Source organism: Microbulbifer pacificus, from assembly GCF_002959965.1.
Taxonomy (GTDB): domain Bacteria; phylum Pseudomonadota; class Gammaproteobacteria; order Pseudomonadales; family Cellvibrionaceae; genus Microbulbifer; species Microbulbifer pacificus_A.
In genome coordinates, this window is sequence record NZ_PREV01000026.1 from 1,319,113 (window position 1) to 1,342,158 (window position 23,046).

At 57.7% G+C, this 23,046-nt stretch carries 17 protein-coding genes; 13 read left to right on the forward strand and 4 right to left on the reverse strand.

Annotated features, from left to right (window positions below; all coding sequences use genetic code 11):
* Window positions 1-3: 3 nt before the first annotated feature.
* A complete protein-coding gene (locus C3938_RS05950; RefSeq protein ID WP_105102279.1) occupies window positions 4-1,671 on the reverse strand; it encodes a flavin monoamine oxidase family protein in 1,668 nt (555 codons plus the stop codon).
* Window positions 1,672-2,098: 427 nt separating this feature from the next.
* On the opposite strand from C3938_RS05950, the gene C3938_RS05955 reads away from it, so the two are divergent.
* The 8 genes from C3938_RS05955 (at window position 2,099) to cyoE (ending at window position 12,645) form a co-directional block, all read left to right on the forward strand.
* A complete protein-coding gene (locus C3938_RS05955) occupies window positions 2,099-4,921 on the forward strand; it encodes a M16 family metallopeptidase (RefSeq protein WP_105102280.1) in 2,823 nt (940 codons plus the stop codon).
* A 454-nt stretch (window positions 4,922-5,375) separates the two neighbouring features.
* Entirely contained in the window at window positions 5,376-6,953 is a 1,578-nt protein-coding gene (locus tag C3938_RS05965) for a S8 family serine peptidase (protein ID WP_105102282.1), read from the forward strand.
* Window positions 6,954-7,184: 231 nt separating this feature from the next.
* Window positions 7,185-7,586: a hypothetical protein gene (locus C3938_RS05970; RefSeq protein WP_158681586.1), complete on the forward strand. Its 402-nt coding sequence runs from the start codon at window positions 7,185-7,187 to the stop codon at window positions 7,584-7,586.
* Window positions 7,587-7,775: 189 nt separating this feature from the next.
* Complete coding sequence (gene cyoA / locus C3938_RS05975; RefSeq protein ID WP_105103242.1) at window positions 7,776-8,684, forward strand: ubiquinol oxidase subunit II; 909 nt, start codon at window positions 7,776-7,778, stop codon at window positions 8,682-8,684.
* 2 nt (window positions 8,685-8,686) lie between these two features.
* Window positions 8,687-10,747 carry a cytochrome o ubiquinol oxidase subunit I gene (cyoB, locus tag C3938_RS05980; RefSeq protein WP_105102284.1) on the forward strand — a complete coding sequence of 687 codons (2,061 nt, stop codon included), beginning with the start codon at window positions 8,687-8,689 and terminating at the stop codon, window positions 10,745-10,747.
* The gene (cyoC, locus tag C3938_RS05985; protein ID WP_105102285.1) at window positions 10,744-11,382 is read left to right on the forward strand and encodes a cytochrome o ubiquinol oxidase subunit III; all 639 of its coding nucleotides are present in this window, start codon (window positions 10,744-10,746) and stop codon (window positions 11,380-11,382) included. The genes cyoB and cyoC overlap by 4 nt, the downstream gene beginning before the upstream one ends.
* Window positions 11,382-11,723: a cytochrome o ubiquinol oxidase subunit IV gene (gene cyoD / locus C3938_RS05990; protein WP_105102286.1), complete on the forward strand. Its 342-nt coding sequence runs from the start codon at window positions 11,382-11,384 to the stop codon at window positions 11,721-11,723. Before cyoC ends, cyoD begins: the two co-directional genes overlap by 1 nt.
* Before the next feature lie 25 nt (window positions 11,724-11,748).
* Complete coding sequence (cyoE, locus tag C3938_RS05995) at window positions 11,749-12,645, forward strand: heme o synthase (protein ID WP_105102287.1); 897 nt, start codon at window positions 11,749-11,751, stop codon at window positions 12,643-12,645.
* A gap of 86 nt (window positions 12,646-12,731) precedes the next feature.
* On the opposite strand, the gene C3938_RS06000 is transcribed toward cyoE, so the two are convergent.
* On the reverse strand, window positions 12,732-13,121 hold the full coding sequence (locus C3938_RS06000; protein ID WP_105102288.1) for a hypothetical protein: 390 nt from the start codon (window positions 13,119-13,121) through the stop codon (window positions 12,732-12,734).
* A gap of 204 nt (window positions 13,122-13,325) precedes the next feature.
* On the opposite strand from C3938_RS06000, the gene C3938_RS06005 reads away from it, so the two are divergent.
* Both C3938_RS06005 and C3938_RS06010 read left to right on the forward strand, forming a co-directional pair.
* The gene (locus tag C3938_RS06005) at window positions 13,326-13,565 is read left to right on the forward strand and encodes a DUF350 domain-containing protein (RefSeq protein ID WP_233998679.1); all 240 of its coding nucleotides are present in this window, start codon (window positions 13,326-13,328) and stop codon (window positions 13,563-13,565) included.
* Window positions 13,566-13,577: 12 nt separating this feature from the next.
* On the forward strand, window positions 13,578-14,390 hold the full coding sequence (locus C3938_RS06010; RefSeq protein ID WP_105102289.1) for a transglutaminase-like domain-containing protein: 813 nt from the start codon (window positions 13,578-13,580) through the stop codon (window positions 14,388-14,390).
* Window positions 14,391-14,447: 57 nt separating this feature from the next.
* Here the strand turns inward: C3938_RS06010 and C3938_RS06015 are convergent, their stop codons facing one another.
* The gene (locus C3938_RS06015; protein WP_105102290.1) at window positions 14,448-16,838 is read right to left on the reverse strand and encodes a zinc-dependent metalloprotease; all 2,391 of its coding nucleotides are present in this window, start codon (window positions 16,836-16,838) and stop codon (window positions 14,448-14,450) included.
* Between the two features lie 209 nt (window positions 16,839-17,047).
* Here C3938_RS06015 and C3938_RS06020 point away from each other — a divergent pair, with 209 nt between their 5' ends.
* Window positions 17,048-17,866 (forward strand): sulfite exporter TauE/SafE family protein, encoded by an 819-nt coding sequence (locus C3938_RS06020; RefSeq protein ID WP_105102291.1) that lies wholly within the window; start codon window positions 17,048-17,050, stop codon window positions 17,864-17,866.
* Between the two features lie 53 nt (window positions 17,867-17,919).
* On the forward strand, window positions 17,920-19,068 hold the full coding sequence (locus tag C3938_RS06025; protein ID WP_105102292.1) for a pyridoxal phosphate-dependent aminotransferase: 1,149 nt from the start codon (window positions 17,920-17,922) through the stop codon (window positions 19,066-19,068).
* A gap of 216 nt (window positions 19,069-19,284) precedes the next feature.
* On the opposite strand, the gene C3938_RS06030 is transcribed toward C3938_RS06025, so the two are convergent.
* Window positions 19,285-21,786 (reverse strand): TonB-dependent receptor plug domain-containing protein, encoded by a 2,502-nt coding sequence (locus C3938_RS06030; protein WP_233998681.1) that lies wholly within the window; start codon window positions 21,784-21,786, stop codon window positions 19,285-19,287.
* A gap of 403 nt (window positions 21,787-22,189) precedes the next feature.
* Here C3938_RS06030 and C3938_RS06035 point away from each other — a divergent pair, with 403 nt between their 5' ends.
* Window positions 22,190-22,987, forward strand: coding sequence for a DUF2884 family protein (locus C3938_RS06035; RefSeq protein WP_105102294.1), 798 nt, complete (start codon window positions 22,190-22,192; stop codon window positions 22,985-22,987).
* Window positions 22,988-23,046: the final 59 nt, after the last annotated feature.

Sequence of the window (23,046 nt, forward strand, 5' to 3'; positions counted from 1 at the left end):
TCATCACGCGGACTGGTGAATTTCCTTCGCGGCCCGCTCGGCACTGGTCACGGCGCCGTCAATATAGCCAAAGGTCTCGAGCTCGGTATGCTCGCCACAGAAGTGGATATTACCCTCGGCCAAGGGATGCGCACCCCACCAGCCGGTGTAGCTGCCGAAGGTCGGGGTTGAGTAGGAACCTTTGGACCAGGGGTTGGCACTCCACTTGGACTGCATCGCGGTGCCCGAATAGGCCGCGGCAGTGCCCGGGAAGACATTGTCCACCTTGCCGAGGAAATGGTTGATGTCGCTCTGCTTGGGCGCAGCAAACGGTGTGCTGCCGCCGATTTCTCGACCGTAGGTACCACCGAAGAAATTTACCAGGATACCGTCCGTTGAACCGGTGACGGAGGTGGAATCCCAGGTGTCGAACAGCTCCGGGCGCCCCACATAAGTCACACCGTTTCCGGTAACCGGTTGGCCGTTGATGTACTGTGTCTGTGTCCAGGGGCGACTGTGGGCATGTATTGCCATCTTGCCGTTGGAGCCGAAAGCCATCTGTTCGATCGCCATGCGTTTTTCCGGACGGAAGCTGTTGTACAGCGCGGGTTCGATATCTACGTCCCGCAGCAGCGAGAAGGGCAGCGCCAGCACCAGTTTGTCACAGGTGTGTACGTAACCGTCTTCAAAGGTCAGGGCGTAGGGGCCGTTGATGTCCCCGCGGATTGCCACCAGCTTGCGGCCGGTTTCAATGGTGCCATCCGGCAGCTGCTCGACCATCTTGCTCCAGATCTGATCATTACCACCGGCAATACGGAAACGCTCGTCGGTACCCGCCAAAGGCAGGGCACTGTTGATTGGATTCCAAGCCAGCAGGTAAATCAGGTTCAGCGCGGTCTGATCTTCCGGTTGCAGGCCATATTCCGCCACCAGGTCCGCCTGGAACACCTGCCCCATATTGGAATTGGCTCCAATACCAACCTGATCCATCCAGGTATTGGAATCAACGTAATCCAGAGTTTTGTGGGTATCGTTGTGCCAGTCATAGGTGGGCAACCAGGGTGCCTGCTGCTGGGTCTTTTTGAACACCTTGTACACGTCGCGCCACTCCGCATTGAGCTGGTGCTCGCTGTAGTGCTGGCCATTGACGTAATAAAGCTCGCTGCCGCCGGGCACTGCGTTGCCGTTCACATCCTCTACATCGAGACCCAGTTCGTTGGCGAGATTGCGCACCGCGTTGTGCTCGGTAGAAATCAGTTCACCGCCACGCTCGACCGGACGCCCGAAAATACTGCGATTGGTATTTACCCGACCGCCGAGACGGGAGTTGCCTTCAAAAACGGTGCTTGCAATGCCGTATTGCTGCAGACGGTGTGCGCAGCGAATCCCGGCAACACCGCCACCGATGATGGCGACTCTACCGGGCACACCGTCGCCATTACCACCACCAGGCGCAGCCATGGCAGGGCGGGAAACAGAACCCGTTGCCGCGCCAACACCCACCGCAGCGGCGCCCAGGCCCAGCTGCTTGAGGAAACGGCGGCGCGCTTCATCCCCTTTCAGGCTGGCGCCTTCGGTCACGATATCCAGACTTTCATCGGCGGTGATACCGGTTTTGTCGGACAGCGCCTGGGCAACACGCATGCGGCGCAGCAACCCCGCGATGGGGGAGAGGGATTTGCGGCTTCTCATGATTTTTTCCTGTGAGTCGAGCGAAACTGGGAAATTCGTTCCGAAAGTTATTTTTTACGCCATTCTACAGACACCGCAGAAAATTGGAATATTTGTTCGGTTTTCCGCGAAATTTCAAAACTAAGCACTCACAAACATCGCAAGCCATTGGTTTAAAAGTATTTTTTCTTATACAGACGACAGGGAGTCCCAGGAATCGTTTGTTTTTCAAACAGGGAGGCGTGCAATAAATATCCCCCAGTGCGGAAATACCCTCCGCTTCCCGCCAGATTACCGAAGATCGTTGCCCTGTGTCGTTGCAGCGCCACCGACCGAAGGCTATAAACAGGCTTCGAATACATGCGCGGGAGATCTCCTCGGCGCTGTCTCGAACATTCGTCGCCGTACGCACTGAACGCAGAAAACCAACACAATAAGGAAACCTGTTATGGCAAACAGACTCTGGCTGCCAGCGACCCTGGCGCTCGCCATCGCTGCCTGTGGTGACACCACCGGCAATAATGACCACACCTCGACCACTTCACCCACGCCCTCCACGATGAATGTCAGCGACTCCGCTGCGGCATCTCCCCAGGCACTCGACATCGAGTACGAAAAGTTCACTCTGCCCAACGGCCTGCGTGTAATCGTGCACGAGGATCGCAAGGCGCCGATCGTGTCCGTGGGAGTGTGGTATCACGTGGGCTCCAAGGACGAGAAACCCGGGCGCACCGGCTTTGCGCACCTGTTCGAGCACCTGATGTTCAACGGCTCGGAAAACTACGACGACGAATACTTCAAACCGTTTGAGCAGGCCGGGGCCACCGGCATGAACGGAACCACATGGCTCGACCGCACCAACTACTTCGAGACGGTGCCGAGCAATGCGCTGGATATGGCACTGTGGATGGAATCCGACCGCATGGGCCACCTGCTCGGCGTGATCACTCAGGAAAAGCTCGACGAGCAACGGGGCGTGGTGCAGAACGAGAAACGCCAGGGACAGAACCAGCCCTACGGCAAAGTCTGGGAAAACCTGCAGGCCTCCATCTTCCCCGCCGGTCACCCCTACTCCTGGACCACCATCGGTTCCATGGAAGACCTGAATGCGGCCAGCGTGGAGGATGTGCACGAGTGGTTCAAAGCCTACTACGGCGCGGCGAATACCGTACTGGTGCTGGCGGGCGACATCGACGTTGCTACCGCAAAGGAGAAGGTGAGCAAATATTTCGGCGATATTCCCGCAGGCCCACCGCTGGCGAAACGGGATTCATGGATTGCCAAGCGCGACCAGTCCAGCCGTGAAACCATGTACGACCGCGTGGCCCAGTCGCGTCTGTACAAGGTCTACAATACCCCCAACCTCGGCCACGCCGATGAAGAAGCCATCAGCATCGCGGCCTCCGTATTGGGTGACGGCAAAAACTCCCGCCTGTACCAGCGCCTGGTGTACGAAGACCAGATCGCCACCAGCGTGAATGTCGCGCTGTACGAATTCGAGCTGTCCTCCATGTTCCAGATCATTGCCGACGCCAAGCCCGGCGTGGAACTGGCACAGGTCGAAGCAGCGATTAACGAAGAACTGCAGAAATTCCTCGAACACGGCCCCACCGAAGCGGAATTGGCGCGGGTGAACATGAGCGAGTACGCCTCCTACGCCCGCGACCTGGAGCAGGTGGGTGGCTGGAACGGCAAGGGCGTGATCCTGGCTCAGGGCGAACTCTACTTCGGCAATCCCAACGCCTATCTCGACAGCCTCGACAAGAAGCAGCAGCTGACCAGTGCGCAGGTCAAAGACGCGGCCAATACCTGGCTCGCCAGCGGCGACCACAATCTGGAAGTGCACCCCTTCCCGGAATACAAAACCGCTGAAAGCGGCGCCGACCGCAGCCAGCTGCCGGAACTGGGCGACTTCCCCTCCGTACCCTTCCCCCAGATCCAGACCGCGGAAATGGCCAACGGCCTCAAGATCGTACTGGCCGAACGCCACTCGGTGCCGGTGGTGAATATGGAGCTGCAATTTGACGCGGGTTACGCCGCGGACCAGGGCGCGCGCCTCGGCACATCCAGCTACACCATGTCCATGATGAAGGAGGGCACCAAACACCTGAGCGCCCTGGAAATCAGCGCGCGTGAAGAAATACTCGGTGCCACCATCGGTGCAGAGGCAGATCTCGACACCTCCAGCGTGAGCCTGAATGCCCTCACCAGCAATCTGGATGCGAGTATTGAACTGTTCGCCGATGTACTGCTGAACCCGGCGTTTAGCGACGAGGAAATCGAGCGCAAACGCAGCCGCTGGATAGCCGGCATCCAGCAGGAGAAGACCAAACCGGTACAGATGGCGCTGCGCAATCTGCCACCGCTGCTGTACGGCCACAACCATGCCTACAGCATTCCGTTTACCGGCAGCGGTACCGAGGAGTCCATCGCCGCGCTCACCCGCGACGACCTGGTGAACTACCACCAGACATGGCTGCGCCCGGACAACGCCACCCTCATCGTGGCCGGTGACATCACCATGCCGCAATTGCAGGAAAAGCTGCAGCAGCACTTCGCCGACTGGAAGGCCCCGCAAACCGCCAAACCGGTGAAAAACCTGGCGCAGGTGGCGCTGCCGGAAAAATCCAGTGTCTACCTGATCGACAAGCCCGGATCGGAGCAGTCCATCATCATCGGCGGACTGCTCGCGCCCTCGGAAAAAATTGCCGAGCGCGAAGCCCTGCACATGATGAATGACATTCTCGGCGGCACCTTTACCGCGCGTATCAATATGAACCTGCGGGAGGAGAAGCACTGGGCCTACGGTGCCTACTCTTTCCTGACTGGCGCCAAGGGGCAACAGCCACTGTTGGTGTATGCACCGGTACAAACCGACAAAACCAGCGAGTCCCTCGCGGAGCTGCAGAAGGAGCTGCGTGCATATATCGGCGGCAACCCCGCCAAAGCGGACGAGCTGCAAAAGCTGAAGGACAAACGCATCAACGAGCTGCCCGGGCGTTTCGAAACCATCAACGCCGTGGCCGGTGCGCTGTCTTCTCTGGTGACCTATGAACGCCCTCTGGACTATATGGACGGCTACGCCAATGAAGTGCGCAACATCGATCTGAAGCGTGTACACGAACTGGCGAAACAGACCGTGAAACCGGAACAGTTTGTATGGGTGATTGTGGGCGACAAGGAAAAAATTGCAGACAAAATCGTCGAATTGGGAATAGGCACCCTGGCCGAACTGGATGCCGATGGCAACCCGGTGGCCGGCGACAGCTGAACCGTTAGCGGAAAAATCCCTGCTGCAACAAACGCTTAACCACAAAAAGGTCGCGGCTTACACCGCGACCTTTTTGTATTTTTACCGCATCTGCAACGTGAAAATGCAGCGGATGCAGAGAATTCAGTCTGCCTCGCTACCCGGCAACCCCGACACGACCATGCCCTGCAGTAACCAGACCATCCAAACGGGAACGTTCGTACCAAATTGGTTGTTTCCCCATTTATATTAACGAGCAATTACCACTTCCCCTCCATCACATTGCCGCACTATTCATCTTCAAAAAAAGATTTTGATCACTTCTCCACACTTGCCTCACTCGGCCATTGGAGCGCGATTAAAAGCTGCTAGATTTTCTTCACCGGTTATACGCCTGTACCAAACGGATACAACGTTAGCCAGCAAAAACCATTCACTAATAAGAAGTACCAGCCCAAACTGGAGCCCCACAAAAATGACAAGAACCATTCCCACTCTGGTAGTCGGTGCACTGGCCCTGGCAATCGCCGCCCAGGCCAGCGCCGCAGATGAGCGCTATATCGTCAAATTTAAGGAGGGCAAGGGCCCGGCCGTGAAATCGATGATGGAAAAGAACGGCGGCCGCTCATCTCTCGCTCTCGACAAACACAATGCCATGGCCGTCAACCTGCCACAGAAAGCCCTCGCGGCACTGCGCAACAATCCCAACGTGGAGTTTGTGGAAGAGGATGTGAAACGGTACCCGATGGCGGAAACTCTGCCGTTCGGTATCCCCATGGTGCAGGCGGATCAGGTCAGTGATGTGCTGGCCGGTAACCAGACCGTGTGTATCATCGACTCCGGTTACGACCTCTCCCATGAAGATCTGTCCGGCAACAATGTCACCGGCAGCAATGATCCCGGAACCGGTTTCTGGTACACCGATGAAAACAGCCACGGTACCCACGTGGCCGGCACTATCGCCGCCATTGGCAATGGTAAGGGCGTGGTAGGCGTCATGCCCAACGCCAATATCAAACTCCATATCGTCAAGGTCTTCGGTGCAGACGGCTGGGCCTACTCCTCCTCTCTGGTTGCGGCAGCGGATCAGTGCGCCAGCAACGGCGCCAGTGTGATCAATATGAGTCTCGGGGGCACCCAGAAATCCCGCGCCGAAGAACGGGCGTTCGCCGATCTATACAACAACCAGAACATTCTCTCCATTGCCGCCGCGGGCAACGACGGCAACACCCGCCACTCCTACCCAGCGTCCTACGACTCGGTCATGTCCATCGCCGCCATCGACAGCAACAAGATGATTGCGGACTTCTCCCAACAGACCGATCAGGTAGAACTTTCAGGCCCTGGCGTGGACGTCCTGTCCTCCGTACCGGTGGGTATGGGACTTTCTACTTCATTCTCGGTAGCTGGAAATGCCATCGAAGCCTCCAGTATGGAGGGCAGCCCCCAGGGCAGCGCCAGCGGTACCCTGATGAACTGCGGCCTGGGTGAGTCCACCTGTGTGGATGCCAGCGGCAAGGTATGCCTGATCTCCCGCGGCAACATCAGTTTTGCCGAGAAGGTTCAGGCCTGTGAAGCCGGTGGTGGCGTTGCCGCCGTGGTCTACAACAATGAGCCAGGTATGCTGTTTGGCACCCTGGGGGAAACCGTTACCGGTATTCCCTCCGCCGGCATTTCCGACGCCGATGGTGCCGCCCTGCTCAGCCAGATTGGCAGCAGCGCCAGTCTCACCATCGAGTCCAGCGATTACGCCTATTTCAATGGCACCTCTATGGCCACGCCACATGTCGCTGGTGTCGCAGCGCTGGTGTGGAGCCACTTCCCGAGCTGTAGCGCCAGTGAAATCCGCACGGCGCTGAACAATACCGCAGAAGACCTCGGCGCAGCGGGGCGCGACAACGCCTACGGCTACGGTCTGGTGCAGGCGAAAGCGGCCGTGGATTACCTCACCGCCAACGGCTGCGGCGGCAGCTCCGGAGGAAGCAGTTCCGGCGGCAGCAGTGGCGGTGGTAGCGGCGGCGGGAAACCCTGCAAGGGTAAAAACTGCGGTTGATTCAAATCGCGAACGCGAAAGGGGCCTTAGGGCCCCTTTCCGCTCCCCCCAAAAAACATCGGGGCAACAAGCCGGGAAATTGCCCCAGATCAGTTTGAGCACCCCGGGATTGTTTGGTAGTCTTCGCGCGCAGCCGCCCGGGACCCGGGACCTCGAATCTGGTTGGCCAGAGCTGCGATATACCATTTCAGAATGCAGCACTGCTGCGCGCATTACCCGCTGGATGAGTTTTTGAAAGCGATCAGTTTTTTCAGCAATGCTCCCGGAAGCTTTCCGGCCAACCTGGACTCCCGGGTCAGGGCTGTACTGGTATTCTGGCTGCTGGGCAGTGTCTTTTTCGGCTTCTCCAGTCTGCTACTGCAATTCGGTTTTCCGCCCACACCTTCTGAGCTCATGCCGATCCTCGAAAGCGGCATTACTTCCGAGACCATCATCGCGCTTGCCAGCGCGGCACTGCTGATCACCAGCATTTTCATTTTCCGGCACTTCTGGCTGCAGTTGTTACTCAGCTTTTTCAGAAGCCTGCGCACCGTATTCAAACGTTTCCTTCGCGCTCTGCAACCGCCGACTCCGGCACTGTGCCCTGCACACCGCTCCGCCCACGCCTCCCGGGCTCCTCCGTTTCGCGCGTAACTCTTATGGCCTTCGCAGGTTCGGCCTGCTTGGTCCATTCGCGCTGATAGTTTTCGACGAACAATAAAACAGTGACCTGACTGCCTTCGGCATTGGACCGCGGTATCTGTTCGCTCTCAATTTATCAACGCATCGCCATCTGCCGCCAGGCAGGTGTTGTCAATCTCCATGCCGAGAGGAATGCTCCTCGTGTTAATTCGTAGCCTCAGAAACGCTGCGCTGTCTACTGTCGTGCTTGCACTGGCGGGATGCGACGGTGGCGTGCTCGACCCCAAGGGACAGGTGGGTGTCGACGAAAAAAATCTGATCATCATCTCCACCCTGCTGATGTTGCTGGTGGTAATTCCGGTGATCGTAATGACCCTGTACTTCGCGTGGAAATATCGCGAGGGGCGGGAACACGAAATCTACGCGCCCAAGTGGGCCCACTCCACAAAGATCGAAGCCACCGTGTGGCTGATTCCGGTGGTGATCGTGCTCATCCTTGGTGTCATCACCTGGCGTTCCACCCACAGCCTCGATCCTTACAAGCCGCTGGAACACGAGCGCGACCCGCTTACCGTTCAGGTGGTGTCGCTGAACTGGAAATGGCTGTTTATCTACCCGGAACAGGGCATCGCCGCGGTCAACGAGCTGGTGATCCCCACGGACAGGCCGGTGAATTTCAAGATCACTTCCGAATCCACCATGAACTCGTTCTTTATCCCGCAGCTGGGCAGCCAGATCTATTCCATGGCGGGCATGGAGACCAGACTGCACCTGATCGCCAACGAGCCGGGCACCTTCGAGGGCTTCTCGGCCAACTACAGCGGCGAAGGCTTCTCCGGTATGCGTTTTGAAACCAGGGCGGTAGATGAAGCGGCGTTTGAGCGCTGGGCAACAGATATGAAACGCAGTCATGGAACCCTCGACAGTGCCAGTTACGCCAGGCTCGCCGAGCCCAGCGAAAACCACCCGGTGGAGCATTTCAGCGCGGTCAGCGACGGGCTCTTCCACCAGATCATGTTCAAGTACATGCAGCACTACGACACCTGGAATAAAGCGCCGCTGGAACATCACGGACAGCACGGCTCACATAACAGCAAGGCGGAGGAATAAAAATGAATCTGCTCGGTAAATTATCCTGGGAAGCGATTCCCTATCACGAGCCCATCATCATGGGCACCCTCGCGGTCGTCGCTATTGCCGGCGTGCTTATCGCACTGGCCATTACCCGCGCGAAGCAGTGGAACACTCTGTGGTTTGACTGGATCACGTCGGTCGACCACAAACGCTTGGGCGTGATGTATATCCTGCTCGCGCTGATCATGCTGATCCGCGGCTTTTCCGACGCGATCATGATGCGCACCCAGCTGGCCATGGCTACTAACGGATCCGCCGGCTACCTACCACCGGAACACTACGACCAGATCTTCACCGCCCACGGGGTGATCATGATCATGTTCATGGCGATGCCGTTCATGATCGGCCTGATGAACATCGTGCTGCCGCCGCAAATCGGCGCCCGCGATGTGGCCTTCCCGTTCATGAACAACCTGAGCTTCTGGTTGGCCGCGGGCGGCGCTGTGCTGATCAATATTTCCCTCGGTCTCGGTGAATTTGCCAAGACCGGCTGGCTGGCTTATCCGCCACTGTCAGAGTTGTCGTTCAGCCCCGGTGTGGGCGTGGATTACTACATCTGGGCGCTGCAGATTTCCGGTGTCGGCACCCTGCTCACGGGTGTGAATTTCCTGGTGACCGTGTTCAAGATGCGCGCGCCGGGCATGAAGCTGATGGATATGCCGATCTTCACCTGGACCTGCACCTGGGCCAATGTGCTGATCGTGGCCTCTTTCCCGATCCTGACTGCGGTACTGGGCCTGCTGACCCTGGACCGCTACGCGGATTTCCATTTCTTCACCAATGACCTCGGCGGCAACGCCATGATGTATATCAACCTGTTCTGGGCCTGGGGACACCCCGAGGTATACATCCTGGTGCTGCCGGCCTTCGGTATTTTCTCCGAGGTAATTTCCACCTTCACCGGCAAGCGCCTGTTCGGTTACAAATCCATGGTGTGGGCGAGCGGTGCGATCTCCATTCTCGGCTTTATCGTGTGGCTGCACCACTTCTTCACCATGGGCTCCAGTGCCAATGTGAATGCGTTCTTCGGCATCATGACCATGATCATCGCGGTACCCACCGGAGTGAAACTGTTCAACTGGCTGTTCACCATGTACCGCGGTCGCCTGCGTATAACCGTGCCGGTACTGTGGACCCTGGGCTTTATGGTGACCTTCACCATCGGCGGTATGACCGGCGTTTTGCTCGCGGTGCCGGGCGCGGACTATGTGCTACACAACAGCCTGTTCCTGATTGCCCACTTCCACAACACCATCATCGGTGGTGCGGTGTTCGGTTACCTGGCCGGTTTCGCGTTCTGGTTCTCCAAGGCCATGGGCTTCCATTTGAACGAGCGTATCGGTAAGGCGTCTTTCTGGTGCTGGCAGATCGGTTTCTACCTGGCATTCATGCCGCTGTACGTACTGGGCTTCCTCGGCATGACCCGCCGCCTGAACCACTCCGACAACCCCGACTGGAATATCTGGCTGTATATCGCCTGCGCCGGTGCGTTCGTAATTCTGGTGGGTATCGCGCTGCAGTTTGTGCAGCTGTACCTGGCCTTCCGCAACCGCGAGCAGAACCGCGACCTCACCGGTGACCCCTGGAACGGCCATACCCTGGAGTGGTCCACCGCCTCGCCGCCGCAGTTCTACAACTTTGCGGTGCTGCCGCAGGTGCACGACATCGACGCGTTTACCGAAATGAAAGAAAACGGCACCGCCTACCAGCGTCCCGCCAAATACGCCTCCATCCATATGCCGAGAAATACTGCGGCCGGCATTCTGATCGCCGGTGCCGCCACCGCCTTCGGCTTTGCCGCGGTGTGGCACATCACCTGGCTGGCAATTGTTAGCCTGGTGGCCGTAGTGGCATTCCTGCTGCAGCGTGCCTATGCAAAAGATGTGGATTACTACGTACAGCCGGATGAAATCGCGCGTATCGAGTACGCCCATCTGCGCCACGTAAATCCTGCACCGGAGCAAGCACACGGCCCGGCAACGCCGGCCAAGCGCCGCAAAAAGGCAACTGAAGAATCCATCGAAGAGGTGTCCGCATGACCGCGATAGCTCACGTATCACAGGGTGCCGTTGCGGCACCCGATCACCACGGCGATCATCATCACGAACATCACCATGACTCAGGCGAGAACACCATCTTCGGTTTCTGGCTCTACCTGATGACCGACTGCCTGCTGTTCGCCTCCGTATTCGCCACCTACGCGGTGCTGTTTATGAACACTGCCGGCGGCGTTTCCGGGCGCGATATTTTCGAGCTGGATTACGTGGCGATTGAAACCGCGGCGCTGCTGCTCAGTAGTATTACCTACGGTTTCGCCATGATCGGCGCGCACCGCCAGAACAGGGCCGCCACCCTCGGCTGGCTGGCGGTGACCTTCGCCTTCGGCGCGGTGTTTATCGGCATGGAAATCAATGAATTCCATCACCTGATTACCCACGGCAACGGCCCGTCGCGCAGCGCCTTCCTGTCTTCCTTCTTCGCGCTGGTGGGCATGCACGGCCTGCACGTGACCGCCGGTCTGATCTGGATGGCGGTGATGATGATCGAAGTGGCCAGGCGCGGCCTGGGCAAGCAGACCATCACCCGTCTGTCCTGCCTGAGCCTGTTCTGGCACTTTCTGGACATTGTCTGGGTGTGCGTATTTACCGTGGTTTACCTGATGGGGGTTCTGTGATGAGCGCACAGTCTGATTTGCATTCCGGACATGAACACGCGGCCAATCACGGCAGTGTCAAATCCTACCCGGTCGGCTTTGTACTCTCCGTCATCCTCACTGCCATTCCCTTCTGGGCGGTGATGACCGGGCAATTCGACAAGGCCACCAGCATCTGGCTGGTGGTGGTAATGGCGATCGTGCAGGTGGTGGTACACCTGAAATATTTTCTGCACCTGAACTTCTCTGTCGAGGGACGCGCGAACACCTTCGCCTTCCTGTTTACCGCGTTGATCATCGTCATGGTGGTTGGGCTGTCGATATGGATTATCTACGCCTCCAACGCCATGATGATGCACTGACGCGTTTTGCGATTCGGTTAAAGACATGCTCAAGCATTACGTTAACGTCACCAAACCGGGCATCATCGCCGGCAACCTCATCTCCGTCGCGGGCGGATTTTTTCTCGCCGCCCGCGGCGAGATCGATTGGCTGTTGTTTGCCGCAACGGTGATCGGGTTGTCGCTGGTGGTCGCCTCCGGCTGCGCCATCAACAACTGTATCGACCGCGATATCGATGCGCAGATGCAACGCACCCGCAACCGCGTCACCGTTACCGGCGCCCTGTCGGCGCGGGCCGCGCTGCTGTTCGGCATCGGGCTCGGCATTGCCGGCTTTGCCCTGCTGGCGATCTACACCAATGCGGTCAGCGTTGCCTTCGCGGTGCTCGGGTTCGTGGTGTATGTGGGCATTTACAGCCTGTATATGAAGCGCAACTCCGTATACGGCACCTCGGTCGGCGCGCTGTCCGGCGCGGTGCCACCGGTGGTGGGCTACTGCGCGGTAACGGGAGTGTGCGACGGCGCCGCATTGATCCTGCTGCTGATGTTCTGCCTGTGGCAGATGCCGCACTCCTATGCCATTGCGATATTCCGCTACCGCGACTATGAGTCGGCGGGCATCCCGGTGCTGCCGGTGGCGCAGGGCATCGGCAAGGCGAAGCTGCATATCGTGCTGTATATCGCCGTGTTTGCGCTCGTCAGTATCCTGCTGCCGCTGAACGGTTACACAGGAATGTCGTTTATGGCGGTGGCCTGTACCGCCAGTTTCTGGTGGCTGGCGATGGCGCTGCGGGGCTACCGGCGGGATGTGGACGTCCACGGCTGGGCCCGGCAGGTCTTTGCGTTTTCGATTTTCATCATCACGGCACTCAGTGTCACCATGGCGCTGGATTTCAATGAAGTGGGAGGCAGTAGCGCAGCCCCCTGGTTTGCAGAAATCTGACTTCCGCTACGCCGTACCTGTCACCCCAATAAAAAAGGTTTGCCGGGAAACCGGCAAACCTTTTTCTCTCTCAGATCAGTGAGCGATTATTGCTGCAGATCCCTTACACAAGCGTTGTACTCACTGATATACACTTCACTACCACGGTTCGGCACAGCATTGGATTTATCCGCTGCGGTGTTACGACAACCTTCAATTTGGTCTCCGGTCAGATTGGTCGCAGGCACGGTCTGACTGCGCTGAGACATGTGCGCTTGATTCAGACGGTCTTTGTGAGCCTGCACGGTAGGTTGGGGAACCTCATAAAACAGACCGGTTTGCTCATTGAATTGATAGAAGTTATCGCCACTTCTCCAGTAGGTGGTACCCATGATCTGAACTTCCGAAGCACCAGCCGGCAGCTGGGACATCGGTTGATCCGCCAGGGCGGCACCGGAGAGTGAACAGAACAGTACTACAGGTATTAAGTAACGCATGGAAAACTCCTCCTCTTCCAACGTGCCACGAAGTCTACTCACGCCCGCCAGCCGTCCCCAACAAATTTCCCGATAATTTTTTAAACCCGTGAGCGTTAAAACGACTCCGTATCACCCCCCGGTTTTGTCAATACCGCGCTTCTTCAGAAAGCGGAAAACTGACCCTCAATATGCTCTAATTGAGCCCTGAATGGTTTCAACTGGATGAAAAACGTGCAACCGGAATTTCTGACCGCTACTCTCTTTAACCTCGGTATCAATCTGCTTTACACGGTGCTCGCCATCATCGTGGGTATGGTTGCGCTGCTGGTAATCGACAAAAAACTGCTGAAACATGTGGATATCGAGCAGGAACTCAAAAATGGCAATATTGCCGTGGCGATATTCGCTTCCACTATCCTGGTATTCGTAGCGATGATTATTTCCTTCGGCCTGAAGGGCTGAGGCTATTTTCCCATGCGTTTGTTACTCGCCGGAATCCTGTTGGGCATACTGCTGATGCTGCCGGAGCTGATTCAGCAGCGGAACCAGTTGCTGCGCGAAAACGCCCTGCTGGCCCAACAGCGCACCGCCGACAGCGAAGGCGAGAACCGCGAAGTCATCGACAATCAGCGCGGTACGGTGCTGGTAACCGGCAGCCAGTCACCGCTGACGGAACAAATGGTGCAGCAGGCGGTGGCCAAGCGCTCGGATGCCGAGAGCGGCTACATATCCATCTGGAACTGGCAGGGACTGGAAAACGTCACCGCTTCCGCTCGCGGCCTCGACAGACTGCACCACTTCGCCAACAGTTATCTGGTCGGTTTCCAGCCTTTTGAAACGAAAGAGTTGTGGATACCGCTATACACCCTCGCCATCCGCAAGGAATATCAGTACGACCATCTACAGTACGCCGGGCTTGCGGATATCTGGCAGACCTCCCGCCAAGCCTACTACCAGAAACGCGGCGATTGTGAAGACCACGCTATCCTGCTGGCCGATTGGCTGATCAATCTGGGGATAGACGCCCGGGTCGCCCTCGGCACTCACAAGGGCGAAGGTCACGCCTGGGTGGTGGCGGTCGTAAACGATACCGAGTATTTGCTGGAGGCGACCAGCAAACGCCGCCTGTCCAGCTGGCAAGCCATGCCGCTGGCGGCGCTGGCCGAAGGCTACGAAGTGGAATTCCAGTTCAACCGGGATTACTTCTGGGCCAAAACCACCTCCGCATCTACGCGCAGTTATCGCGGTAACCACTGGATCAAGAAGTCGCAGTTTGTGCGCGGATGAAAAGAAAAGCCGGATTAAAATCCGGCTTTTCTTTTCATCCGCGTGTGTACTTCACCACTATATCGGTGAGCCCGGCGGCATCGGCTTGATCTCACCCGCCTCTACCTGCAGATCACCCTCCATAAACGCGGCAATGCGTTTCGCTTCGTAGAAATAATGGGCGTTGTACCCCTGGGGATCGTCGCCAAAGAGTTTCATCGCACCGACAGCATGCTGGAATTTCGCCAGCTCAAAGTTCGCGCGGGCACGTGCGGACTCCGGGGCCTGCTTGTTGTCGGCCAGCAACATCAGTTGATGGATATACACATGGTTAACCCGCTGGTGAATCGCCGCCTGCAGTCCATGATATTCATCGCGCGCCAGTGCCTGTTCGGTAAGCTGCGCGAGCAGGGTATTGAAGCCGGGGCCCTCGCCGCGACGGGCCTGCTGTTCCTGCAGACGCGCGGCGCGCTCGGGGTTCAGCAGAATGGAATACGTGTGGCCAGCGGCGGCTTCGGCCATGGCAATGCCGTCAAAAGCGACGCCGGTGTAGGCGGGGAAGCTCTCATCGCTGCGCTCGTAGCCGTAGGATTTGGGCGGCAGCAATTGCAGCACCTTTTCCGGCAGGGTGAGAAATTCCGGCTTCAGTGTCTGCACCAGTGCATCCACGGCCTGTTGCTGTTTGTCCGCGGCGACCATCGTATAACTCGCGTCGCCGGCGTCGTTGTACAGATAATCGTAGTCGAGGCCGCCGATCAGTTTGCCCACGGCTTCCGCCTGGTATCGGTGGCCGTAATAAACCGGCACCAGGGTTTCATCGAGAGACGAACGCGCGCTGGATTGCGGATTGGCCGCTGCGCTGAAATGCTCCAGTGCATAGCGGCGCAGCTCGGTCATACGCGTAAACTCTTCCAGCACATCACCACCGTTATCCCACAAATGGGAGCCGGCGTGGGCATTGTTGATCGTGCGCGAGTCCGGGTCGGAGATGAAACGCAGTTTCTGCTTGCGGGCGTCGTCGATGACACTCGCAAGATATTCCCGCTCATCGCCGCCGGCAATACCGTAACCGTAACGCACCGCAAGCTTGTCCCACTCGTCAATGCCGGTGTCGTAGGCCTGGTTGATATCCAGACTACCGCCTTTCAGGGTAACCAGCGGTGCCGGGTAATCCATCACCGAGGCGCGCCCCTCGGTACTGGCGATAAAGTTGTGGGCGATGCCGAGGGTGTGCCCCACCTCGTGGGCGGAGAGCTGGCGGATACGCGCCAATGCCATCGCTTTCAGTTTTTCGGTGTCCGCATTTTCCCTGTCGTAAGGCTGTAGCAGCCCCTGGGCGATCAGAAAGTCCTGGCGCACCCGCAGGGAACCCAGGGTGACGTTGCCCTTGAGAATCTCCCCGGTGCGCGGATCGTAGATGGAGTAACCGTAAGACCAGCCGCGAGTGGAACGGTGCACCCAGTTGATCACGTTGTAACGCACATCCAGCGGGTCGGCGTCTTCCGGCAGCACTTTTACCTGAAAAGCATTCTCAAACCCCGCCGCCTCAAATGCCTGGTTCCACCAGCTGGCGCCTTCGATCAACGCGCTGCGCACCGGCTCCGGCACACCGGAATCCACGTAGTAGACAATGGGTTCCAGCGCTTCGTTGCTACTTGGTTTTTTCTGCAGGCGGTGACGGTAGATCAACCGTTGGTCCATGGGCTGATCGATGTCGGTGGCATAATCCCGGTAGACCAGCGGAAAATAGCCGCTGCGGCTGTGGAACCGGCGTGGCTGGTAGCCATCATCCGGCAATGCCACCAGAGAAATATGCTGGCGCAGAGTGACCAGATTCGGCGTGGGTACGACTTCCTTTACATAGTTGCCGGGTTCACTGCCCGCGAAGGTAAGTTGCGCTTCAAACTCAGTGTTCAGCGGGAAGCTTTTGGTACGTGGCAGGTAGACCGCGGATTTACCGGCGTCGACACTGAAACTGCCCTGTTTAGCGTCTCTGAGACGCTGGCCGATACCGTGCTGGTCGCTCAGCACAAATGGAGTGAAATCCACCAGTACTGCGCTGCCTTCTTCCGCGAGTACGTCAAACCCCCACAGTACCGAGGACGCGAATGCCTCTGCCACCGCGCGGCGCTCGGCCGTGTTATCGGACAGGGCGCGATATTTGAGATTCATCTCGTGCAACAGCACCTTGTTGCCCACGCGCTCGAACTTCACCACCCGGCTGTCGCCCACCTGATTGCGGTCCAGTCCCACCGGATTGGAGCCCAGGCCCTGAGCGAGCCCCGTGAGCAGTAACAGCTCGCGATCGAAGTGCTCGATTTCGAGAAGGACTTTTCCCTTCTGCTTATCCCAGTAAATATCGAACAGCCCCGGCTGTTGTTGCATCCCAGCCGTCTGGCTGCTGATGGACTCGGCCTGCGCCGCGATACTCAGCAGCAGTGAGAAGGCGATGATCAGCCTGTTGAACATGAATCCCCCGAACACGGATGTATTTGTTATTTCCGCCGGAAGAGTACCAGTTGTTGCGGCGCAGTAAACCGCATTCTGTCTTTGTTCCGTTACCCAACTCCATCGAGCTCCCAAATCCTTCGCTCTGCCTCCACTCACCGCGTCGGGCAACCCCTTGGCACGGTTAATGCTTTTCTCCACTTATTCAACGGGGAACAACGGGGGAATCTATGAGTTTCGAGGAAGTATCTCTGTTTATCCTGCTGCTGTGTGCTGCAGGTCTGATTGCGGGTATCACGGCGGGGCTGTTCGGCAATGGCGGCGGATTTGTGGTGGTACCCGCGCTGCTTGCGGTCTTCCCGTTCCTGCACAGCGCCTCGGATGAAATGATGCGTGTCGCTGTAGGAACCTCCCTCGCTTCTATCGTGATTTCATCCGCGCGTTCGGTGCAGGCGCACCACAAGCGCGGCGCAGTGGACTTCAAAGTATTGCGGGACTGGTCTATCTGGATCGTGATCGGTGTCGGCGCCGGGCTTTATATCGCCTCGTTCACCGACAGCAAAAGTCTGGTGCATGTGTTTGCCGGCGGCGTACTGCTCTACTCCATCTACTTCCTGTTTCCCAATCTGTTCGACGGACTCAAGGGCAAACTGGAAATGCCCACCGGGATTGCGCGTGTCGGGCTCGCGAGTTTTCTCGGCGGATTTTCTTCGCTGCTCGGCATCGGGGGCGGCACCATTACGGTGATGACCATGGTGCTGTGCAACCGTCCCGCGCACCAGGCGGTGGCAACCGCCTCCGGTATCGGCTTCCTGATCGGTCTTCCCGGCGCCATCGGCTTCCTCATCATGGGGCTCGGCGCACCGAATCTGCCCATGGGTTCCATCGGCTACATCAACATTCCCGCGCTGGTCGCCATTTCCGCCTTTTCCATTATCTCCGCCCCTATCGGTGCTCGCTGGGCGCACAGCCTGAATGAACTGCATCTAAAGCGCCTGTTCGGGGTCTACCTGATCGCCGTCTCCGTGGCGATGTTCGCAAAAGCCTGATTACAAAAAACCAACACATACACACAAAAACACACAACCAGGAGAGCAGAATAATGCACAAGTCACTGAGCAGACGGTTGTTTTTACAGGGTGCCACGGCGGCCTTTTCCGCCGCCACCATGGGAGGTATTGCCGCTACCGCCTCCGCCAAGGAAATTGTGCGGCCAAAGCCGCTGTATGGCCCTCCTCCCGGTGTCGCCAGACTCAATGCCAACGAAAACCCCTACGGCCCCAGCCCCGCGGCCCTGAAAGCTATTATGGAAGCGAGCCAGAAGGGGGCTTACTACGTTTACGACAGCGTGGCGCGTCTCAAGGAAATGATCGCGGAACGTCACGGGCTTACGCCGGATCATATTTCTCTTGGCTCCGGCAGCAGTGCGGGTCTCACTGCCGCGGCGATCGTCGCCGGCCGCAAAGGCAATATCCTCGGTCCAGACCTGTTCTGGGATACCACGTCGCGCGTAGTGGAAATCCAGGAACTCGGCGAAATCAAACGATTGCCAAAGCTGGAGTCCATGCAGATCGATCTGGATGCCATGTACGCCGCCATTGATGACACCGTCTCCATGGTACAGGTCACCAACCCGAACAACCCCACCGGGCTTCTGATCGACCCCATCGCCATGCGCAACTTCTGTATCAAGGCATCGAAAAAGTGCACGGTGCTCGCGGATGAAGCGTATAACGAGCTCACCGACAACAGCGACGCCAACACCGTTATCCCCTTGGTAAAGCAGGGACACGACATCATCGTCGCGCGCACCTTTTCCAAAATTTACGGCCTCGCCGGCATGCGCGTGGGCTACCTGATAGCTCAGCCGGAAAAAGTCGAGGAGATGGAGAAGTACGGTGTTGGCTGGTACGGGCTGAATCAGGCCGGCCTCGCCGCCGCCATCGCCAGCTACGAAGATCACACGTTCATGGATTACTGTCGCAACAAGGTAAAGGAGGCGCGGGAAATGGTCAGCGCCGCGGTAAAGGAAAACGGACTCACCGCGCTGCCTTCTGTAACCAACTTTATGTTCGTCAACCTCGGTGACCTCAATGCGGAGACCTTCCGCGCGGAAATGGAAAAGGAGAACGTGTATATCCGCGGCATCTACCGCGACTATACCAACTGGTCGCGAGTGAGCATGGGCTTTCTCGAAGACGTGCAGAAATACACTTCCGCGCTGCCCAAGGTCCTGCACCGCATGAGCTGACAGCACGCTCCGGTATGAATGTCGCTCCACTGGCCAGCCGTTGCTGGCCTTTTTTTTGGCTTTGATTTCACCCGAAAGCTACCACTCAAAAAAAATCCCCGCAGAGCGGGGATCAAGTCGTAGAAGACACCTCAGTTACTGCCTTATGAAAACGTAGCGAGTGTTCGCCTGGTGGTGACCGCCGGCCGCCGCCAGGCATACGCGCAGTAGTTTCCGTCAGAAATTGTGGTTCAGGCTCAGGTAGTAGAAGCTCCCCTGCCAGTCGACAATGGACCCGGTGGGGTAAACGGCACCGCAGCAGTAGTCGCCCAACAGGTCTTTGTCCGGATACTGGTCGAAGATATTGCGCCCGCCCACACTGGCACTGGTGGATTCGGTGAAGTGATACTTGCCTTCCATATCCACTTGCACCACCGAACCGTATTTCTGCACTTCGCCGGCCTCGTAGTTTTCCGAGGTGCCGTACCAGTTGGCACGGGCCATCAGGGAGACGGGGCCAATATCGTGCATAGCGGTTACGGCGCCGCGCAATTTCGGGTCGAAGTTTTCGAAATCGTACTGGTCTTCGTCGTTCAGATATTCGCTCGGGTCGGAGGTAAATTCCGATTTGTTGTAATTGAGCGAAGCGGTGATGTTAGTGGTGGTGTCTGCGGACCACTCCAACGGATAGGTCGCCACCACATCCACACCCTGGGTGCGGGTATCGAACGCATTGGTGAAATAGAACACGCCGCCGATAGATTCCGCTCCAACCACGCCGGCGTCTACGAGTGCAAGGTAATTCGTGTACGCGGCGGCATCGAATCCTTCACTTGTTTCATCACCATTCGCGGAAACATCCAGGGTGGAAATCGCGTAGGTACGGTCATCCACGTCGATGCGATAGAAATCCACCGTCAGGTTGAGCTTGTCGAAATTCGCGGTAAAGCCAAAGGTAACGTTTGTCGATGTTTCCGGTTTCAGTGCCTCGGCACCCAGAGCCTGGGCGACGCTGCTGCTGGCCGGGAACAGACCGGTGGCCACCGGGAAGCCATTGGGTAAACGTGTGGATACATTGGTGGTTCCTTGCTGGCCCGGCGTCGGTGCGCGGAAGCCTGTACCGATGGAGGAGCGGAAACCGATGCTGTCGGTAATGTCGTACTGCATGGCGAGTTTGCCCACCAGCTCAGAATCAAAATCCGAATAATCCTCGAAGCGCATTGCGGCCTGCACGAATAACTGGTCTGCGAGATCGGTACTCAGATCACCATAAACCGCATAGGAATCCCGCGAGTAGCTGCCACTGTATTCCGGGGAGTAACCGGGGAAACCGTTGGAACCCACACCTACCACCGTGTAAATCGGATCGGATCCATCGGCACAGTTCAGATCCGAGCCCGCGTCAATAACGGCCTGACCAGCGGCAGTGGCCACATCCCCATCACAGAAGCCCCAGGGATCTTGCGATGCATAAGGGCCTGCCTCATAGGATGCCGTATCGCCGCCGGTCAACTCGTAGGATTCATCCATGTAGCTGAAGCCGAATGCCGCCACCACCGGACTGTTCAAACCCAGCATCAACTCCTTGGAAAAATCGGCCTGGATCTGCACTTCCTCATTTGCCAGTGTGCCGGGTTTGAACGACGTCGGACTGTCCGGGCCCATGGACGGGTTAATGGTATTTTTCAGGGTGTATGCGATTTCGGAATAGCCGTAACGGGCGCTCAGGTCATAGGCGAGACCGGAGGTCATTTCCCCCTTCAGCCCGGACACCAGCGAGTAATCGGTGACATCACCAAAAAAACGCGGGGTAAAGCCACCGGGGAACTTTTCCAGCGGACTGTAAATCGAGCCGTCTTCAAGGCGCAGGTCTTCGATGGTGCCATTGCCGGGATAGCGGTAATAGAAGCCGCCATCCGCAGAACTTTCGGAATAGTTTCCGAACGCATACAGCGCCTTGCCTTCGCCGAGATCGTAGCCGGTATTGAAAAACAGTCGTGCACCTTCCGAGTTCGGCTGCCCCCAGGGCTGCACCACATCACCCTCGAGAGAGGCCTTTTTTGCGGCTTCGATATAGGCCGCATCCTGATCGTCGATACAGAACCAGCTTTCACAGTATTGCTCGGACCGGGATGTGAAATCCGCAGAGGACACTTCGCCGGAAATACTCAGGAAGCCGCTGCCGCCAAGCGGCATTCCCACGTTGCCGGTTGCCGTGGTCTGAAAGCCGTCGCCCTCGCTGTATTCGCCGGTACGCACGCCGAACGACCCGCCTTCGTCGTTGTCTTTCAGAATAAAATTAATCACCCCGGCAATAGCGTCAGAACCGTACTGGGCCGCTGCACCGTCGCGCAGCACCTCAACGGATTTCAGCGCAGAACTGGGAATGGTGGCAATGTCCGGTCCCTGGGTGCCGGAACCGCCGATCTCCACCAGGGCGGCGCGATGCCGACGCTTGGAGTTCACCAGCACCAGGGTTTTATCTGTAGGCATGCCGCGCAATTGTGCGGGACGGATAAAGGTACCGCCATCGCTGATGGGTTGCCGCGACAGACTATAGGAGGGAACCAGGGTCATCAGCACATCGTTGGTGTCGGTATGGGAAACCGACTCCAGCGCTTCAGAGCCGAAAACGTCCACGGGTACCGGCGAGTCGGAAACCGAGCGCGGCTTGCCACGTACCCCGGTCACCGCCACCTCTTCCAACTCATCGGCCATCGCCACAGACATTGGCGCCATGGCACCCCCGGCGATAATTGCTACCACAGCACAACTTAGAGACTTACGCTTCATGAGCTACCCCTCATTATTGAACAAATGCCAAGACCTTTATTTTGAATTCCTCATTCCGGGATTTTTTTCAGGCAAAGAAACCCCGTACCGCGTGCGCCATGGCAAACGCGGTGAAACTGGACATCGAATACAACGGATACTTCTGGTGTCGGGCCGATGCCGGTCATTGCGACCGGTGGCCCACATCTCTTGACGACGGCACAAAGTGCTTACCGGAGATGGAGCAATATGTGTGCCAGAAAATTTCTGGATTATTTCGCATCCACTGCATCCAGATCAGAACCGGGCTGCGTCATACCTGCAGATCACCCACCAAATGACACGTTGAACAATTTTGCTGGATACATTGATGAACAAGATTCGCCTGTTGACCGCCGCCTCTTGCATGCTCCTACCCCTGGCAGCCCAGGTGCAGGCCACCGAGATCAACCTGGCCGGCGGTGACGACCAGAACTGTAAAGTGGATATCCACCAGCACATTACCGTCGGGTCGGATTTCATGGAGGCCCGCGACGAAGACGACCACCAGCCGATGTTCGCCTATCACGCCCCGGATCAACTGGCCGTGGGCGACACCGGACTGGTTCTCGATCGCCAGCAACAGGAGTTGATGCTGTCCTACCAGCAGGGCCTGCACACGGCCGGGCGCCAGGTATCGGAAATAGCGGTAGATGCAATGGATATTGCGATGAACGGTGTGGGCATTGCTCTCGCCGTGCTCGCCGGCCCGGATAATCCCGACACTCAGGAGTTCCTGCAGTCGTCCGAAGCCCTACGGGAGAAACTGCTGGCGCAGACGAAGCAACAGGGCGATGTGTACACTTTCGGCAGCCCATGGATCAGCGATTCGTTTGGCGAGACATTCGAGCGAGAGCTGGAACCACAGATTGAAAAACTGGCGATGAAATCCGCTGGCAATATCACCTGGCATGCAATGAAAGCGGTATTTACCGGCGGCGCCAGTATCGAGCGGGATGCGGAAGCGGCAGCGGAGGCCGCGGAAGCCGCCATAGAAGAGAAAGCAGAGAGGCTGGAAACTCGCGCGGACGCGTTGTGTCAGCAACTACAAGCGCTGGATGAGCTGGAAGTTCAATTGCATCGGGCCATTCCCGCCCTGCAGGGAATGGAGCTGATTTCACTGAAATAGTTCTCCCCCCCCCATTTAACACCCCCCAAGTGTTCGGCCGCGAGATGCGGCCTTTTTTA

What these genes read in the sequence shown, in the direction of transcription:
- C3938_RS05950 (WP_105102279.1), bottom strand. Translation starts at nt 1,671, where the DNA reads ATGAGAAGCCGCAAATCCCTCTCCCCCATCGCGGGGTTGCTGCGCCGC.
- C3938_RS05955 (WP_105102280.1), top strand. Translation starts at nt 2,099, where the DNA reads ATGGCAAACAGACTCTGGCTGCCAGCGACCCTGGCGCTCGCCATCGCT.
- C3938_RS05965 (WP_105102282.1), top strand. Translation starts at nt 5,376, where the DNA reads ATGACAAGAACCATTCCCACTCTGGTAGTCGGTGCACTGGCCCTGGCA.
- cyoB (WP_105102284.1), top strand. Translation starts at nt 8,687, where the DNA reads ATGAATCTGCTCGGTAAATTATCCTGGGAAGCGATTCCCTATCACGAG.
- cyoC (WP_105102285.1), top strand. Translation starts at nt 10,744, where the DNA reads ATGACCGCGATAGCTCACGTATCACAGGGTGCCGTTGCGGCACCCGAT.
- cyoD (WP_105102286.1), top strand. Translation starts at nt 11,382, where the DNA reads ATGAGCGCACAGTCTGATTTGCATTCCGGACATGAACACGCGGCCAAT.
- cyoE (WP_105102287.1), top strand. Translation starts at nt 11,749, where the DNA reads ATGCTCAAGCATTACGTTAACGTCACCAAACCGGGCATCATCGCCGGC.
- C3938_RS06000 (WP_105102288.1), bottom strand. Translation starts at nt 13,121, where the DNA reads ATGCGTTACTTAATACCTGTAGTACTGTTCTGTTCACTCTCCGGTGCC.
- C3938_RS06005 (WP_233998679.1), top strand. Translation starts at nt 13,326, where the DNA reads ATGAAAAACGTGCAACCGGAATTTCTGACCGCTACTCTCTTTAACCTC.
- C3938_RS06010 (WP_105102289.1), top strand. Translation starts at nt 13,578, where the DNA reads ATGCGTTTGTTACTCGCCGGAATCCTGTTGGGCATACTGCTGATGCTG.
- C3938_RS06015 (WP_105102290.1), bottom strand. Translation starts at nt 16,838, where the DNA reads ATGTTCAACAGGCTGATCATCGCCTTCTCACTGCTGCTGAGTATCGCG.
- C3938_RS06020 (WP_105102291.1), top strand. Translation starts at nt 17,048, where the DNA reads ATGAGTTTCGAGGAAGTATCTCTGTTTATCCTGCTGCTGTGTGCTGCA.
- C3938_RS06025 (WP_105102292.1), top strand. Translation starts at nt 17,920, where the DNA reads ATGCACAAGTCACTGAGCAGACGGTTGTTTTTACAGGGTGCCACGGCG.
- C3938_RS06030 (WP_233998681.1), bottom strand. Translation starts at nt 21,786, where the DNA reads ATGGCGCCAATGTCTGTGGCGATGGCCGATGAGTTGGAAGAGGTGGCG.
- C3938_RS06035 (WP_105102294.1), top strand. Translation starts at nt 22,190, where the DNA reads ATGAACAAGATTCGCCTGTTGACCGCCGCCTCTTGCATGCTCCTACCC.